Genomic DNA, 15,901 nt, shown 5'->3' with positions numbered 1-15,901 from the left:
CATAAAACATGCGAAAGCTCGTGACAAATTTGCACACTTATTTTCGAGCCGGAGCACTAGAATAGCCCCACCTTAGCTGAGCCAGAGCGCTATATGCCCGATCCGTCAGACGTTGATAGGTTGTCAGATCTGCCCCTGGACGATCTGGTGGCGTGTCATGAATGCGACCTATTGATGCGCAAGCCCCACCTGGCCCGCGGCGAGAAAGCCGAATGCCCTCGCTGTGGGTACGAGCTCTATGCCCATCGACACAACGTGGTCGACCGCAGTCTTGCCTTGGTTATTGCCGCTTTGTTGTTATACATACCGGCCAACTTTTTACCCATCATGCAACTCCATTTACTCGGACAGTCTTCCCAAGACACCGTGTGGAGCGGCGTGGTCGGTCTGTTCGACACCGGTATGCAAGGTGTGGCGGTCGTGGTTTTCCTATGCAGTATGGGCGTCCCGCTGCTCAAACTGCTTTGTCAGTTGGCTGTGCTGCTGACTATCCGCTTGGGCATCGGTCGTAGCTACGGTTTGTTGCTGTATCGCATTTATCACCATCTGAGAGACTGGGGCATGCTCGAGGTGTACTTCATGGGCGTGCTGGTGGCCATCGTCAAGTTGGCCGACATGGCTTCCATCACAATAGGTCTTGGCCTGCTCTGCTTCGTCAGTTTGCTGCTGATCCAGGTCTGGCTCGAAGTGGTGATGTCACCGCGTCAGATCTGGCAGGCGTTATCAGGAGAGGATGCCCATGAGGGCGATTGATGCAGGCATTCTGATCTGTACCGAATGCCATGAGCTGAATCGACAGGATCCCCAGCTCGACCGTCAGACCTGTACTCGCTGTGGCGCACGGATTCATCCCCGTCGCCCGAACAGCTTGATGCGGACCTGGGCGCTGTTGCTCACCGCCGCGATTCTGTATATCCCGGCCAACCTGCTGCCGATCATGACTATCAATTCGCTGGGCCAGGGCGCCCCGAGCACCATCATGGCCGGCGTCATCGAGTTGGTACACCACGGCATGATTCCTATCGCCGCCGTTGTGTTCATCGCCAGCATCCTGGTGCCCACCTTCAAGCTGGTGGGCATTGCCTTGTTGCTGTTCTCCGTGCAGCGGCACCAGCCGATGACGGCGCGTCAGCGCATCCTCATGTACCGTTTCATCGAGTTCATCGGTCGCTGGTCGATGCTGGATATTTTCGTGATTGCCATTCTTGTGGCCGTGGTGAATTTTGGCCGGCTCGCCAGTGTCGAAGCCGGGCTCGGTTCGATTGCTTTTGCCAGCGTAGTGATTTTGACGATGATTGCCGCAGTAACCTTTGATCCCCGACTGATTTGGGATAACACGGAGTCGGATAACGACCATGACTGATTTGCCTACCGCTAAAATCCGACCGGCTTCGAACTGGTCGGCCATCTGGGTCCTGCCGCTGATTGCCTTGATCATCGGCGGTTGGCTCGGCTGGCGGGCTTATAACGACACCGGAATAGAAATCAGTGTGCGCTTTGAAAGCGGCGAAGGCATTCAGGTCAACAAGACTGAAATCGTCTACAAGGGCATGACTGTCGGCAAGGTGAAGAACCTGACGCTCGATGACGAAGGTAACACCAAAGGGGTGATCGCCACCGTCGAGATGAACAAGGACGTCGAGCAGTACCTAAAGACCGGTACCCGTTTCTGGCTGGTCAAGCCGAGCGTTTCGTTGGCTGGGATCACCGGCCTGGAGACCCTGGTTTCGGGCAACTACGTGGCGATCAGCCCGGGGGAAGGGGAGTCGACCCGCAAGTTCAAGGCGCTGGCCGAGGAACCGCCGCTGTCGGACGCCAAGCCGGGATTGCACCTGACCATCAAGGCTGATCGCCTGGGGTCGTTGGACCGCGGCAGTCCGGTGTTCTACAAGCAGATCCAGGTCGGTCAGGTGAAAAGCTACACCCTGTCCGAGGACCAGAGCACGGTCGAGATCAAGGTCTTCATCGAACCGACCTACGCCAGCCTGGTGCGCAAACACACGCGCTTCTGGAATGCCAGCGGCATCAGCATCGACGCCAACCTGTCGGGCGTCAAAGTGCGCAGTGAATCGCTCGCCAGTATCGTGGCCGGTGGCATTGCGTTTGCCACGCCGGAGAGCCGCAAGGACAGCCCGCCGACGGACCCCAGCCTGCCGTTTCGTCTTTATGAAGACTTCGATGCAGCGGCTGCCGGCATCCGCGTGAAGGTCAAGCTCAGCGACTTCGAAGGCTTGCAGGCCGGTCGTACCCCGGTGATGTACAAAGGCATCCAGGTCGGTAGCCTGAAAACCCTCAAGGTCGACCCGGACCTGTCCAGTGCCACTGCCGAGCTGACGATGGACCCGCTCGCTGAGGACTATCTGGTGACAGGCACGCAGTTCTGGGTCGTCAAGCCATCGATTTCCCTGGCCGGCATCACCGGCCTGGAAGCCTTGGTCAAGGGCAACTACATCGCTGTGCGCCCGGGTGACAAGGGCAGTGCGCCGCAACGGGAATTCGAAGCCAGGGCCAAGGCGCCCCCGCTGGACCTGCGTTCCCCGGGGCTGCACCTGGTCCTGCTCACTGAAAACCTTGGATCGCTGGAAGTCGGCAGCCCGATTCTCTACAAGCAGGTCAAGGTCGGGTCGGTGCAAAGCTATCAGTTCTCTCGCAAGAAAAAACAGCTGATCATTGGCGTGCACATCGAGAAGGAATACGAAGGACTGGTGAATGGCTCGACACGCTTCTGGAATGCCAGTGGCATTACCCTGACGGGCGGCTTGACGGGCGGGATCCAGGTCAAGAGCGAATCCCTGCAGAGCCTGATGGCCGGCGGTATCGCCTTCGAAACGCCGGAGCCGAATGTGCCGCTGAAACGGCGCATTCCGAGGTTCCGCTTGTTCGAGGATCGCGAAGCTGCGCAACAGCGTGGCACCGTGGTGACGATCAAGGTCGACCGCGCCGACGGCTTGCGCAGCGGTACGCCGATCCGCTTCAAAGGGCTGGATGTGGGCAAGGTCGAGGATGTGGATCTGAGCGCCGACATGCAATCGGTACAGGTCACGGCACGTATCACCGAGGTGCCGGAGCGCATCGCCCGGGTCGGTTCGCAGTTCTGGGTGGTCAAGCCGGAATTGGGCCTGATGAAGACCTCCAATCTGGAGACCTTGGTCACGGGCCAGTACATTGAAGTGCAGCCTTCGGCGAAGAACCTCGGGCCGCAGAAAAATTTTGTGGCCCTGGACAATCCACCGCAGAGTACGGTACCTGAAGCCGGCCTGAGCCTGGTTCTGAGCGCGGCCCGCCGTGGTTCGTTGAAGATCGGCGTGCCAGTAACCTATCGTGAAATCACCGTGGGCAAGGTCACCGGCTATGAATTGGGCCAGACGGCGGACCGCGTGCTAATCCATATCCTGATCGAGCCCAAGTACGCACCATTGGTACGTAGCGGCACGCGATTCTGGAACAGCAGCGGTTTCGGCCTGGACTTCGGCCTGTTCAAGGGGGCGACGGTGCGGACCGAATCGCTTGAGACCTTGATCCAGGGCGGTATTGCGTTTGCGACGCCGGATGGCGAAAAGATGGGCAATCCGGCACGACCGGAACAGACGTTCCCGCTGTTCGATAAATTCGAGGATGAATGGCTGACCTGGGCGCCGAAGATCAAGATCGATAAGTAGCATTTGTGGCGAGGGAGCTTGCTCCCGCAGGGCGCGGAGCGGCCCTGAAGCCTACGATTGCTGCGCAGCCGAGCGGAAGCAAGCTCCCTCGCCACGAGTGATGTGTAATGAAAAAGGCCGCGATCCATCTGGATCGCGGCCTTTCTCATGCTCGGCTTTTCACCTTACACCGGGTCCAGCTCCGGTTCATCGGCCTGTACATTCACCGTGGCTTTCACCGCATCGTGACGACGGATGTATTTCCAGTCCGCTTCGTCGATGTAGATCCCGCTCGGACCGCTGCCGCCTTCCAGGTCGATGGCAACACTGGCGCAGACCTGCGGCTTGACGCTGGCGAGGATCGGCACGAAGCCCAGTTGCAAGCTGGTTTCCAGCAACGCGGCCTGATTCTTCTCGTCGATGTCCGCCGCTTCGTCCAGGTAGTACGGCAGACGCACGCGGCCGGCCTGTTCGCGGTCCATCAAGTGCAGCAACAGATACATGTTGGTCAGCGCCTTGATGGTCATGGTAGTGCCGTTGGATGCCGCGCCGTCGATGTCGGTGTGGATCACCGGCTGGCCGTTGACCTTGGTGATCTCGAACGCCAGTTCGAACAGGTCCTTGAGACCGAGCTGGTTGTGGTTCGCCGCCACCAGCCGCGCCAGGTATTCCTTGGCCTCTTCGTTCTTGTTGTCCTGCTCGGCGCTCTGGCTGAGGTCGAACACCGACAGGGTCTCGCCTTCCTCATACTGGCCGGCGCTGTGGATGATCTGGTCGATGTGCTTGAGCGCTTCCTTGTTCGGCGCCAGAACGATGCGGAAGCTCTGCAGGTTGGACACCTGGCGCTTGTTGATCTCGCGGTTGAACAACGCCAGTTGATGTTCGAGGCTATCGTAGTCGCTGCGGATGTTACGCAGCGTCCGGGCGATGTCGGTGACGGCCGCACGGCGTGCCTTGCCCAGGGTCAGGGCTTCGTCGGTCCGGTGGGCATAGGCGTTGATCAGCAGTTGCAGGCGCCGCTCCATATCGTCTTCGCTGTCGAACTTGGCCACGCCTTTGAGACGCACCTGGGCGTACAGCGCTTCGATCTGGCCGTCGATGCGCAACAGGCCTTGCCAGCTGTCCTGATAGTCGTTGAGCAGCGGCAACAGGTTGTCCATGGAGTCGTCGACCGGGTCCATGAACGGCGTGCCGAACGGCAGGTCCGCCGGCAACAGTTGGCGACGGCGCAGGGCATCGTCGAGGGTGCGCTGCTTGGCCTCCATGTCGGCGATCTGTCGGCCCACCAGCTGCAACTTGGCGGACAACTGCTGGACGCGCTCGGTGAAGGCGTCGCTGGAGCGCTTGAGTTCGTCCTGGGCCGCTTCCATCTGCGCCAGTTGCTCGAGCTTCTCGCCTTCCTCGGCGCTCAGGGTCTGGGTGCGACGGAAATCTTCGAGGGCTTTCTGCGCGTCCAGGACTTGCTGGTACAGCGCCTCGGTCTGGGTCTTGCTGGCAGCGCGATCGGCGGCCACGGCCTGCTGGGTCTTGAGCTGCTTGAGCTCTTTTTCCAGGCGTTCCTTCTGGTCTCGCAAGGCGGCGCGGTCAGCCAGGGCCTGCAGGGCGGGTGGTTCAATGTGAGACAGGTCGATGGACAGGCCAGGCACTTCGAAACGCTCGCCCTTGAAGCCGTCGAGGATCAGCTCCACCGATTTGACCCAGTCGCCGTTCTCGTCCAGCGCAATGCCATGCTCGCCCAGCGGCAGGCTGAACAGAGCGCTATTGAACAGGCGCATCAGACGCTCGACATCCTGCTGTGAGAACTCTTCCCGCAGGCGGGCGTAGCTGTTGTTGTCGGCGTGATCGAGTTGCTGCTTGACCGACTTCAGGCGCTTTTCCAGATCCCGCAGGCGCTCTTCCAGGTCTTCGGCGCTGAACTGCCGGGACTGGGCCAGGGCGCCGGCCAGTTCATCGTGGGCGTCCTTGGCGGCGAGCAACTGTTGCTCCAGGACCTTGACGTCATCCACCAGGGCGAAGCGGTGCTTGAGCACCGACAGCTCGCCGAGCCAGCGCTGGATGCCGGTGATTTCCCGCTCCAGGCGCATCAACTCCTGGGTGCCGCCACGCTGGTCGTTCTGCAGCGAATCCTGCTCATTGCGATAGTGTTCGGCCTGGATGGTCAGCTCTTCCTTGCGCGCACTGGCGTAGTCCGACCAGGTGCCCAGCAGCGAGTCGAGCAACGGCGACAGGCGGTGCAACTTACCGCGCAGGATATCGCGCTGCTTCACGCCATTGGCCAGCGCCTCCACCAGCGGACCGGCCGCGACCAGGGAGTTGTAGTCCTGCTCCATGCGTCGTACGTCGCGGAAAGCTTCTTCGCACGCGGCGATGTAGTCCACGCTGCCGGAACGCAGGCTGTGCTCGAAGGCATCGAGGAACAGTTGCTTGAGCTTTGCCGCGGTGATTTCGCGCATGTGCAGCAGGTTGATGAACAGCGCACGGAAGGTCTTGAGGCTTTGTTCGCTGGTGGAGCGCAGCGGGATCAGCGTCAGGTCCAGCGGGATCGAGGTGTGGCCACCCACCAGCAGGCGTCGCAGTTCATCGGGCTTGAGCTCATAGGCCTTGAGGCCTTCTCGCTCCAGGTTCGTGAACAATTCTTTCTGACGCAGGCAGGTGTCATCTTTCTGATAGTGCGCCAGATCCAGTTTGCCGGCGTAGGCAAAGAACTGGTGACCGAAACCACCGCCCGGGCCGCGACCGACCACGCCGATCACGTGCGGGCCGTGGGGCAGGGCGACTTCCACCAGGATATAACTGGTGTCCGAGGCAAAGTAGAACCGCCGGGACTGTTCCAGACTGTACTTGCCGAAGCTCATGTCCGACATGCGCGCCAGGATCGGGAACTGCAAGGCGTTGATCGACGCGGATTTACCGAGGTTGTTCGCGCCGTACACCGACAGCGGTTCTTCCAGCGGAAACAGGCCGAGGCTGTAGCCGGCAGTGTTCAAAAGGGCAAAGCGGCGGATGCCGTAGCGGTCCTTGCTCATGCGTCGGTCTCCTGTTCTTCGGCAATGGCGCGGGCCAGTGCGTCTTCTTCGCTTTCGTCTTCAAACGGCGCCAGGTCGAGCGGATCGTCGGTTTGCAGCAGCTTCTCGTCGCTGTCTTCATCGATCAGTACCGGTGCCGGCAACGGCAGCACGCTGTGCACGCTGGCCGCCAGGTCGCGGTCCTGCTGGACCGACAGGCAGACGTCGAGGAAGCGGTGCATCGGCGGCAGGAAGCGGTACACGCCGTTGTCTTCGCTGGCGAAGCCCAGTTGGGTCATGCGGCGCATGATTTTTTCTTCCAGCTCTTCCTGGGTCTGTACTTCGGCCTGGATGAACAGGTCGCGGTACTTTTCGAGCAGCGACGGCAGTTCGTCACGGCCCAGGCTGCCACCGTCAAGCACGGCGATCGGGTCGCGGCCCTGGTCGGCCAGATGTTCGACGAGGATGAAGGTGAACAGGGCCAGGCGCTGGGCGGTCTTGTTCACCGCGGCGGCGGCCAGGTCCGGTACGAAATAGTAGAAGCCACGGGTATCGCACACCAGCTCGAAGCCCAGGGCCTTGAACAGCGTGCGGTACTGATCCTGGAAGTTCGACAGTTGCGCGTACAGCTCCGGGTCGCGGCGGCTGACGTGGTAGCCCTTGAACAGCTCGCGAAAGATCGGCGCCAGCTGGGACAGTTCGGATAGATCAAGATGCATTTGGGATGCTCGCAGAATCCTCGGCGGCGCTGTCGCGGGCCGAGAGCAGGGCGAAGGAGCGCAGGCTGACCTGATGCTCGTGTGTGTGGTAGTCGCGGCGCTCCAGACGCTCGCGCTTGAAGCGTTTTTCCCGCGACAGGCGCGAGAACCAGTACAGCAATTCGTCGGTCGCGCCGTCCGGCTCCTGTTCCAGCAGCCAGGTCATCAGGTCCGGCATCGGCAGCGCGTCTTCGCAACGCTCGACCATCTCGCGCACGGTGCGCGGCGCCCGTGGGGCATCGCCGCCCTTGTGGGTTTTGTGGGACTTGGGGAAGCGTGCCGGTTTCGGTTCGAAACGGGCCAGGGCGTAGACATAGGCCTCGACCTGACTGGCGCTGCCCAGGAACGTGCTCTGTGGGCGGGTGAACAGTGGCATGGCGGCTTGCGGCACGGCATCGATGCCTTTGCGGCGGATCGCCGCCAACGCCAGGGCGGCGCCACGGGTCACGGCGTTATGGCGGCGCGCTTCTTCACGCAGCGGCAGCAGCAGTTCACGGGCATGGCGCAGGGTGAGCTGGGCGCTGGTCTGCATTTCCAGGATGCGGGCGTGAGTGCGCAGCAGCATGTCATCGTCGACGAGATGACCCAGGCGCTGCTGTTCGGTGAGCATGCGCAACAGCACGTTTTCGACCTTGCGCACGCCTTGCTCGAATGCACCGTCGGCGTTCACCAGCTGGATCATCGGTTCGACATATTCGTCCCAGGTCGCCAGGACCTCGGCGTAGCGTTGACGCAGGGGGATCTGCCGATCACTGGTCTTGGCCCGTTCAGCCACGGCCACCAACGCCTGCTCGTCATTGGCGAGCTTCTTGAGCACGTCCCGCACGCGCATGTCCAGCAGGCGCAACTGACGGGCGAGGTCGTTGCCGTCGCGCACGTCGAAGGCGTCCTGGATATAGCCGGCCAGGCGCTCCAGGTGACGCAGGTAGGCTTCGATCTCCAGGCACAGGCCCAGGCGGTGTTCGCGGCGCAGGTAGGCGAGGAAGTCATGGATCTGGGCATTGAGTTCGAAGCGGTTCGGGCTTTTCGCCACCGGCACGAGGATGTCCAGGCGGATCCACACGTCCAGCAGGTTGGTGATGTCCTGAGGCGTGCTGTCCAGTTGTTGGGCGGCCAATTGTGAACGCAATTCGTTGAGGCTCAGGGTGCCTTGGTCGAAGTGCTCGCACAAAGGTTCCAGCAATGCCCAGTGTTCAGCGAGGGCGCGCAAGACGCGCTTGGGTTCGATCATCGCAATGGCCGTCGGGTTGCAATTAAAAGCGGCGATTGTACTGCATCGGACCGCTTGCGATTCACCCCCGAGACGGACTGTCGTCGCGTATCGATCAACTATCGGCTAGACAGGGCAGCGGTTCGCGTCGAAGGGCGGTAGAATCCCTGCCACTTTCAGTTATCCACAAGTGGCCGACCCTTGCTTATCGAGTCCCGTCGCCGCGCCTATCTGACCGCCATGCAGGTGGTCAACTGGCTGCCGCGCACCGAATTGCCGTTCGCCGCCCCGTCGCGGCCCGAGTTGCTGGTGACACCCGAGCCGGTGGAGGCCGTCCCGACTCCGGCTGTACCGCTGGCCCGGACCGTCGCCGAGCCGTCGGCGCCTGTGCCCGAGCGGCCGAAAATCGAAGTGCCGCGGCCAAGCCTGGCCTCGACCCGGACCAACGCCAAACCGGTGGAAGAGGCCGAGCCGGCACCGGCTCCGGTCAAGGTCGCCCACGTCCCGCCGCCGCGTTTCGCCCTGCAACTGCTGCGCGCCGGGCGTTGCCTGCTGTTGGTGGAACTGCCCACTGGCGAGCCGTTCCAGAGCCGCGATCCAGCCTATCTGTTGCTCAAGGACATGCTGCGCGCCGCCGGCCTGCCGGACAGCCCGCAGATCGTCGGCGAGCCGGTGCGTTGGCCGCTGTTGTCCCGTGGCACGATGGACCAGGGGCCGGAGGCGGCACGGGATTTCGTCCAGGGTTTTGTCTCGGCGCGGCTCGAAGACGAGCCCTGTGTCTGCCTGTGGCTGATCGGCCTGCCGGCGGTGAAGTTCGCCGGCGAGGCGGATGCCGAAGCGTTCAATCGCGAACTACAAATCGAAGGCCTGGGCTCGGCCTGGGCGCTGCCGGGCCTGGAACTGTTAATGGAAACGCCACAGCACAAGGCTGAAGTCTGGCAAGCCATGCGCCGGCTGATGGCGCGTTGGAAAGAATCGAATGAGTGACGCTGTATCGTTCCGCCCGATGACCGAGGCGGACCTCGACGCTGTGCTGAAGATCGAATACGCGGCCTATAGCCATCCCTGGACCCGAGGGATCTTTCTCGACGGGCTGGGCAAGTACCAGATCTGGCTGATGTTCGAAGGCCAGCAGCAAGTGGGCCATGGCGTGGTGCAGATCATCCTTGATGAAGCGCACCTGCTCAACATCACCGTCAAGCCGGAAAACCAGGGCCGTGGCCTGGGATTGCGCCTGCTGGAGCACCTGATGTCGATTGCCGCCAAGGCCGAGGCCCGGGAATGCTTCCTGGAAGTGCGTGACAGTAACCGCACCGCGTTCCGCCTGTATGAGCGCTACGGCTTCAATGAGATCGGCCGGCGGCGCGATTACTACCCGGCGGTGGGGGGGCGCGAAGATGCGGTGGTGATGGTCTGCACTTTAGTGGACTGATCCGGGACCTGTGCCGGCTGAGCCGACGCCATCGCGAGCAGGCCCGCTCCCATGGTGGTTCATGGGCGCCCACGATTCCACTGCCCACCACAACCCTCTGTGGGAGCGAGCTTGCTCGCGAAAGCGGTGGGTCAGTTTGCATCTCTGCAACAGCTGACGCCGCCTTCGCGAACAAGCCCGCTCCCACAAAGGATTTGCTGTGAGTGCCGGTATCTAGCGCTTGCCGTCCAACGGATCGATATCTGCCATCTCGGCCTCGTCCAGCCCGTCACCCCCACCGATATCGTCTTCATCGACAATACTCAGGTCCCAATCGGCCTGTCCGTCATCGCCGGCCTCGTGAGCATCCCGGGCGCCGTCGTCGCGGATCAGGGTTTCCGGGCTCAGGTCATCGTCGGTCGGTTGCCGATCATCCATGGACGCGCCGGTCAGGCCTGCTTCGCGGACCCGTTCAGGGGGCATCAGTTGCTCGCGTTCGTCTTCCGGGAGTTCGTCACCGATTTTCGCACTCGGTTGGTCGTCGTCGAACTCCAACTCATGCATCGAGCCCATGCGGTCCTCGTTGTCGTCGATGGGTTCCGGCTGCGTGGCATCGAAGGGACGTCGTGAATCATTCATGGTAATTCCTCTGACTGTGGACCTTACTGGGTGGACCCGCAGCGCTGCCAGGAATTCCAACGACGTCATCGAAGTGACCTCGGCAGAAGGTCCGTTGTCAAAGTTGCGCACTATTCTCGAGGGCTAGACAGCATGAACGAGTTACAAGATCTGATTGATAACAACGCGCGCTGGGCCGATGCGATCAAGCAGGAGGATCCTGACTTCTTCGCCAAGCTGGCTCGCCAGCAAACCCCGGAATACCTATGGATCGGCTGTTCCGATGCGCGAGTACCGGCCAACGAGATCGTTGGCATGCTGCCGGGCGACCTGTTCGTGCACCGTAACGTGGCGAACGTGGTGTTGCACACGGACCTCAACTGCCTGTCGGTGATCCAGTACGCCGTGGACGTGCTCAAGGTCAAGCACATCCTGGTGACCGGTCACTATGGTTGCGGTGGCGTACGTGCGTCGATGCAGGACCGTCAGTTGGGCCTGATCGACGGCTGGCTGCGCTCGATCCGCGACCTGTACTACGAACACCGCGAGACACTGGCGCAACTGCCGACCGAAGAGGAGCGCGTCGACCGCCTCTGTGAACTCAACGTGATTCAGCAGGTGGCCAATGTCGGCCATACCAGCATCGTCCAGAATGCCTGGCATCGCGGCCAGAAATTGTCGATCCATGGCTGCATCTATGGCATCAAGGACGGACGCTGGAAAAGCCTGGACACGACGATCAGCGGTTTCGAGCAATTGCCGCCGCAGTATCGGTTACGTCCGGTCGGTGCTCCCTGAGTCTGGTTGATCAGTCGCGGTGACACCGATGGCGCCAGTGCCGCAGGAATTTCATGCCCTGTTCATTGGGCGGTTCGTCATAGCCGGTGATCCAGCCATGACAGTTGGATGAGCCGCATCGGCAAGCGAACTGCCGGTATAACTTCTGTTCGGTACTGGCGTAATCCATCGTCAGACAATCGCCTTTGTGGATGTGGGTCAGTGCCCACATCCACAGTTCGCTCATGTCCAGGAACACGTTCGGGTTGCAAGAGTGGCGAAGCAATCCGGCGAAGCGCGGGTCGTACATGTGGATGTCCGGCAGGACCTGTACGGTATGCGAGCGTCGTCGGCTCAGCAGCAGACCGGAGACCCGGCACATCCGCTCCATGGCGGCGAATTTTTTCAAGGCAACGATTCCGACGCAGCGCCCGTTGGCTGCACGCAATATTTCGAAATCGTGGACAGACGGATAACCCAGGCGAGTGCTGAGTTGTGTTTCCGGATAGATGCAGTCCGGGTCCAGTGAGCTGGTTGTATCGGTCACATAAGCGGTCATGACGGTCCCTGTCGGTGCTGGACACTCGACTTGCTGGCGTTGGCGTCCTGCCAACGTGGGTGATTGACCCTTTTAGCTTCGTCCAAGTCGAGCGCGCCATCTACTGTCAACTCTGACAGGCGCCGAAAGCGTTTTCCCGCGTGAGCATAGGCTTACGCGGGAGCGCCCCACAGGGTCAGATCGCTTCGGCAGGCAGCGGCATCGGTACTTTCAACTGAGGAAGTTGCGACTTGATCGCCGATGTTTCGCACTTTTTCGCCGCGTCAGCCGGGGAAAGGTTGCGAATCGACGTGTAGAACAGCTCGCAGGTCTGTTCCTTTTGCGTGACTTGCCATGTCTGGGTGCACTGGTTCAACAGGGCGCTCGGATCAGTGCCCGGCTTGCTGCCCATGCCCGCCTGCCAGCAGGCGGCGCTCAAGTCCTGGCCCATGACTTTCAAGCCGGCGGCATCGGCCTTGGCTTCGTCACCGTCGTAGTTGGTCTTGTCCGCTGCGTACCAGATATAACTCGGGTGGTTCGAACCCAGCACCGGAACCTTGACGCCACCGGCCGGTGTGACGGTCGCCAGGCCGAGCACGCCGATAGTCTGGCCATACTGGGTCTTGATCCAGTTGCGCACCGGTGCTCCGAACGCCACCATCGGCAAGGCGGCCCCGCTGGCGTTCTGGGTGACCTGCTTGACCATGGTGGTCTGGTAATCGTTGAAGTAATCGTAGAGCCCTTCCAGCGTCTGGCCGGCATTGGATGGGGCAGCGATCGGGGCGATGTCGATGATGGTCTGGTAGGCCGGTGTCTGGTCGGCGGCAATTCCGTTGGCGGTCAGCAGCGTGGCCCAGCGGTCCGTGGTGGCCGATTCAAGATAGTCCTGGGCTTGAGTCAAGGAGTAGTCCGGCGGGAAATGCAGCAGCTCGACGCTCTTGCGGTTTTCCAAGGCCATGCCCAAGGGCAGGAACAGGTACCAGTTGTAGGACCATTTCTTGTCGCTGTTGATTTTCGTCGCACCGTTGTACGCCAGGTCTCCGGCATCGAGCAGTGCGGTCAACGGTTGGCCATAGCTTTTGGGCACACCGCTGATGCTGGCGTAGACGATATTGTTGTCGGTCTTGACGCTGACCTTGGCTGCGCCGTAGCCGTCGCGCTGCACGCTTTGGGTCAGGTAATGCTCGACGGTCTGTTCCAGGGTCCAGTCGCGATAGCAGATGACATTGCAATTATTGGGATAGGCGAAGAGGCGGGTAACGCGTTCGGTGCTGCCCAGTTGTACATCAATGTCGGCGGCGTGGGCGGCGGCACTGAAGGCCAGCGCGGCAAAAGACATTACGGCGAGTTTGGACATGCTCAGTTCCTTTTCAGCGTGTGGCCCCCTCGAAACAGGGGTGTATCCATACTGAAACAGTCTGAGCCGAAGAAAAAGTGGGCCGACGGAAATATCGGCCCTTTTTTATGGCTTTATGGCATCACGGGCGGCAAATAGCTCAAGGTCGTTCCCAGCGCCCACAGCAGCGCCAGGACCAAGGGCGTGTGCACCAACAGCTGCACGAAGGAAAAGCCGATCAGATCCCTGGCTTTGAGCCCCAGTACACCCAGCAGCGGCAGCATATAGAACGGATTGATCAGGTTCGGCAGCGCCTCGGCAGCGTTATAGATCTGCACGGCCCAGCCCAGGTGATAGTTGAGGTCATTGGCGACCTGCATGACATAGGGCGCCTCGATGATCCACTTGCCGCCGCCGGAAGGAATGAAGAAACCCAGCACCGCCGAATAGATACCCATCAACAAGGCGTAGGTGTCATGGGATGCGATCTGTACGAAAAAGGTCGAGATATGGTGCGCCAGCGTCTGCGTGTCGCTGCCCTTGACCGTGGTCAGCAGCGCGGCGATCGAGCCGTACAGTGGGAACTGGATCAATACGCCAGTGGTGGTCGGTACGGCTCGGGCCACGGCATCCAGAAAGCTGCGCGGGCGCCAGTGCAGCAGCGCACCGAGCATCAGGAACAGGAAGTTATAGGTATTGAGCCCTGAAATGGCGCTGATCGCAGGCTTGGTCGAGAACTCATGGATCAGCCAGCCGGCGGCCAGCAACACCAGGGCGATGGTCAGCAGTGGGCTGTGTTCCAGCCATTCACCCGGACGGGTGCGCGGTTGCAGCGCCGGCATGCTGAAACTGGGATCGATCCCGCAGGCTGTCGCGTCCCGGGCGCTGTTCGGCCCTGGTGCAGTGGCATAGGCGATGATCACGGAGATTACGATCAGGGCCAGCAGCATGACCCCCGACTGCCAGAGAAAAATGGTCTGTGTGAAAGGAATGACACCGGTGATCGACAGGATCGACGGCGGCAGGCTCGCCGGGTTGGCCTGCAATTGCGCCGCCGACGAGGACAACCCCAAGGCCCACACCGCGCCCAGGCCCAGGTAGGCAGCGGCGCCGGCGGCACGATAATCCATTTTCAGGTCGGTACGCCGGGCGAGGGCGCGCACCAGCAAACCGCCGAACACCAGTGACAGACCCCAATTGAGCAATGACGCGACCATGGAAATCAGCGCCACCCAAGCCACTGCGCTGCGACCATTGCCTGGAATGTGCGCCAAGCGATCGATCAGCTTGACCGCTGGTGGCGAACTGGCGACGACGTAGCCGCCGATCACCACGAAGGCCATTTGCATGGTGAACGGAATCAGGCTCCAGAAACCATCGCCGAACGCCATCGCGGCCGCCGTCGGCGTTGCGCCGATCAGTTGGGTCGCCACGGCGACCACCAGCACTGCCAGCGCGGCGAAGACCCAGGAGTCGGGAAACCACCGCTCTGCAAAGCTGGAGCAGCGCAAGGCGAAGCGGGCGGAACGGCTGTCTTCAATGTCGGGGGTCACGGCAATTACCTCGTTTTTATGATTATGGGTATGGATGACGGCGCGGCTTCGGCGATCTCGCCCACGATAGGGCAATCCCAATGACCCTGGTAGTGGATCGAGGTTCGAACGCTCATCGGATTATTTCCCGCCGGACCCACCGCGCACTTAAGAAACAATCGACCGGGCCGATGGCAAGGGAACAGCCACTTACTACTCTCCTGCTGTCGGAGCATGTCCATGTTCAATACTCGCTTGAAGCAGGAGCTTTTGGCTCTTCGCCAGGAACTGTCGAGCCTCGTACAAGTAAAAGAAAGCCTGGACCGCGAAATGCTCGGTCTGACATTGGACGCCGATGGGCGGGTGCAGTCGGTCAACCAGAATTTCCTCGACGAAATGCACTACAAGAGTCAGGACTTGATTGGCCGGTCAGTCGAGGAACTGGTGCCTGCGTACCTGAGAACCAACGAATTCCAGCAACGTTTCAAAACCGCACTGACGCGCGGCGAGCATTTTTCCGGGGCCGTGCGCTTGATGCGCGGCAACGGCCAGGAGGCCTGGCTACGTTCGATCCTTCAGCCGGTGCGCAACGCCGACGGGCGCATTCGCTATTTCTCGATGTACTCCAACGACCTGACCCGCACGATCGAGAATTCCCGCGAGCACGAAAATCTCATTGGCGCCCTGGTGCGTTCGACGGCGGTCATCGAGTTCGACCTGGCCGGGCACGTACTGACGGCCAATGATCGCTTCCTCAATGCGATGGGCTACAGCCTGGCGCAGATCAAGGGCAAGCATCACCGTATGTTTTGCGAGCCCGAAGAGTACAACAGCGCGGCTTACCAACACTTCTGGAAGTGCCTGAACAGCGGCGAGTTCGTCGCTGGGCGCTTCAAGCGAATCGACAGCAACGGTCGTGAAGTGTGGCTGGAGGCATCCTACAACCCGGTACTCGATGCCAACGAGCGGCTATATAAAGTGGTGAAGTTCGCCACCAACATCACCGACCAGGTCAACCAGGAAAAAGCCGTTGCCGAAGCGGCCAACATTGCTTACAGCACCTCGATACACACGGATA

General features: G+C 61.0%; 13 protein-coding genes and 1 pseudogene. 7 read left to right on the top strand and 7 right to left on the bottom strand.

Annotated features, from left to right (window positions below; genetic code table 11):
* Window positions 1-93: 93 nt before the first annotated feature.
* The 3 genes from ACLEJQ_RS01930 to ACLEJQ_RS01920 are packed head-to-tail and all read left to right on the top strand — an operon-like array spanning window position 94 to window position 3,659.
* The gene (locus ACLEJQ_RS01930; RefSeq protein WP_440791625.1) at window positions 94-753 is read left to right on the top strand and encodes a paraquat-inducible protein A; all 660 of its coding nucleotides are present in this window, start codon (window positions 94-96) and stop codon (window positions 751-753) included.
* Window positions 740-1,363 carry a paraquat-inducible protein A gene (locus ACLEJQ_RS01925; protein WP_440791623.1) on the top strand — a complete coding sequence of 208 codons (624 nt, stop codon included), beginning with the start codon at window positions 740-742 and terminating at the stop codon, window positions 1,361-1,363. Before ACLEJQ_RS01930 ends, ACLEJQ_RS01925 begins: the two co-directional genes overlap by 14 nt.
* Window positions 1,356-3,659, top strand: a complete 2,304-nt coding sequence (locus tag ACLEJQ_RS01920; RefSeq protein ID WP_440791621.1) for an MlaD family protein — start codon at window positions 1,356-1,358, stop codon at window positions 3,657-3,659. The genes ACLEJQ_RS01925 and ACLEJQ_RS01920 overlap by 8 nt, the downstream gene beginning before the upstream one ends.
* 164 nt (window positions 3,660-3,823) lie before the next feature.
* Here the strand turns inward: ACLEJQ_RS01920 and mksF are convergent, their stop codons facing one another.
* The 3 genes from mksF to mksB are packed head-to-tail and all read right to left on the bottom strand — an operon-like array spanning window position 3,824 to window position 8,632.
* A complete protein-coding gene (gene mksF, locus ACLEJQ_RS01915; RefSeq protein WP_440791619.1) occupies window positions 3,824-6,664 on the bottom strand; it encodes an Mks condensin complex protein MksF in 2,841 nt (946 codons plus the stop codon).
* Window positions 6,661-7,362 carry an Mks condensin complex protein MksE gene (mksE, locus tag ACLEJQ_RS01910; protein WP_024778194.1) on the bottom strand — a complete coding sequence of 234 codons (702 nt, stop codon included), beginning with the start codon at window positions 7,360-7,362 and terminating at the stop codon, window positions 6,661-6,663. Before mksE ends, mksF begins: the two co-directional genes overlap by 4 nt.
* On the bottom strand, window positions 7,352-8,632 hold the full coding sequence (gene mksB / locus ACLEJQ_RS01905; protein WP_440791617.1) for an Mks condensin complex protein MksB: 1,281 nt from the start codon (window positions 8,630-8,632) through the stop codon (window positions 7,352-7,354). Before mksB ends, mksE begins: the two co-directional genes overlap by 11 nt.
* A 180-nt stretch (window positions 8,633-8,812) precedes the next feature.
* Between mksB and ACLEJQ_RS01900 the strand changes: the two genes are divergently transcribed.
* A complete protein-coding gene (locus ACLEJQ_RS01900; RefSeq protein WP_440791615.1) occupies window positions 8,813-9,598 on the top strand; it encodes an energy transducer TonB in 786 nt (261 codons plus the stop codon).
* Window positions 9,591-10,043 carry a ribosomal protein S18-alanine N-acetyltransferase gene (gene rimI, locus ACLEJQ_RS01895; RefSeq protein ID WP_440791613.1) on the top strand — a complete coding sequence of 151 codons (453 nt, stop codon included), beginning with the start codon at window positions 9,591-9,593 and terminating at the stop codon, window positions 10,041-10,043. Before ACLEJQ_RS01900 ends, rimI begins: the two co-directional genes overlap by 8 nt.
* Window positions 10,044-10,256: 213 nt before the next feature.
* Here rimI and ACLEJQ_RS01890 read toward each other — a convergent pair whose 3' ends face one another.
* On the bottom strand, window positions 10,257-10,661 hold the full coding sequence (locus ACLEJQ_RS01890) for a serine kinase/phosphatase (protein ID WP_440791611.1): 405 nt from the start codon (window positions 10,659-10,661) through the stop codon (window positions 10,257-10,259).
* A 132-nt stretch (window positions 10,662-10,793) separates the two neighbouring features.
* On the opposite strand from ACLEJQ_RS01890, the gene can reads away from it, so the two are divergent.
* Window positions 10,794-11,438, top strand: a complete 645-nt coding sequence (gene can / locus ACLEJQ_RS01885) for a carbonate dehydratase (RefSeq protein ID WP_042729252.1) — start codon at window positions 10,794-10,796, stop codon at window positions 11,436-11,438.
* Between the two features lie 10 nt (window positions 11,439-11,448).
* On the opposite strand, the gene ACLEJQ_RS01880 is transcribed toward can, so the two are convergent.
* From ACLEJQ_RS01880 to ACLEJQ_RS01870, 3 genes are all read right to left on the bottom strand, one after another.
* Window positions 11,449-11,976, bottom strand: coding sequence for an SET domain-containing protein-lysine N-methyltransferase (locus ACLEJQ_RS01880; RefSeq protein WP_440791608.1), 528 nt, complete (start codon window positions 11,974-11,976; stop codon window positions 11,449-11,451).
* A 175-nt stretch (window positions 11,977-12,151) separates the two neighbouring features.
* Window positions 12,152-13,312 (bottom strand): hypothetical protein, encoded by a 1,161-nt coding sequence (locus ACLEJQ_RS01875; protein WP_440791606.1) that lies wholly within the window; start codon window positions 13,310-13,312, stop codon window positions 12,152-12,154.
* A 113-nt stretch (window positions 13,313-13,425) separates the two neighbouring features.
* Window positions 13,426-14,844, bottom strand: coding sequence for a short-chain fatty acid transporter (locus ACLEJQ_RS01870; RefSeq protein WP_440791604.1), 1,419 nt, complete (start codon window positions 14,842-14,844; stop codon window positions 13,426-13,428).
* A gap of 213 nt (window positions 14,845-15,057) precedes the next feature.
* Between ACLEJQ_RS01870 and ACLEJQ_RS01865 the strand changes: the two are divergent.
* A pseudogene (locus ACLEJQ_RS01865) lies at window positions 15,058-15,840 on the top strand (PAS domain-containing protein); the annotation flags it as partial.
* Window positions 15,841-15,901: the final 61 nt, after the last annotated feature.

Origin of the sequence: Pseudomonas sp. SMV71 (assembly GCF_052042015.1) — a bacterium.
In the GTDB taxonomy this organism is placed as follows: domain Bacteria; phylum Pseudomonadota; class Gammaproteobacteria; order Pseudomonadales; family Pseudomonadaceae; genus Aquipseudomonas.
The sequence above is the reverse complement of the archived record's forward strand: the minus strand, read 5'-3'. Positions and strand labels throughout refer to the sequence as shown.

Bases quoted from the DNA above. Each gene is read 5' to 3' on its own strand.
- mksF (WP_440791619.1), bottom strand. From the start codon at position 6,664: ATGAGCAAGGACCGCTACGGCATCCGCCGCTTTGCCCTTTTGAACACT.
- ACLEJQ_RS01930 (WP_440791625.1), top strand. From the start codon at position 94: ATGCCCGATCCGTCAGACGTTGATAGGTTGTCAGATCTGCCCCTGGAC.
- ACLEJQ_RS01890 (WP_440791611.1), bottom strand. From the start codon at position 10,661: ATGAATGATTCACGACGTCCCTTCGATGCCACGCAGCCGGAACCCATC.
- can (WP_042729252.1), top strand. From the start codon at position 10,794: ATGAACGAGTTACAAGATCTGATTGATAACAACGCGCGCTGGGCCGAT.
- ACLEJQ_RS01925 (WP_440791623.1), top strand. From the start codon at position 740: ATGAGGGCGATTGATGCAGGCATTCTGATCTGTACCGAATGCCATGAG.
- mksB (WP_440791617.1), bottom strand. From the start codon at position 8,632: ATGATCGAACCCAAGCGCGTCTTGCGCGCCCTCGCTGAACACTGGGCA.
- mksE (WP_024778194.1), bottom strand. From the start codon at position 7,362: ATGCATCTTGATCTATCCGAACTGTCCCAGCTGGCGCCGATCTTTCGC.
- rimI (WP_440791613.1), top strand. From the start codon at position 9,591: ATGAGTGACGCTGTATCGTTCCGCCCGATGACCGAGGCGGACCTCGAC.
- ACLEJQ_RS01880 (WP_440791608.1), bottom strand. From the start codon at position 11,976: ATGACCGCTTATGTGACCGATACAACCAGCTCACTGGACCCGGACTGC.
- ACLEJQ_RS01920 (WP_440791621.1), top strand. From the start codon at position 1,356: ATGACTGATTTGCCTACCGCTAAAATCCGACCGGCTTCGAACTGGTCG.
- ACLEJQ_RS01875 (WP_440791606.1), bottom strand. From the start codon at position 13,312: ATGTCCAAACTCGCCGTAATGTCTTTTGCCGCGCTGGCCTTCAGTGCC.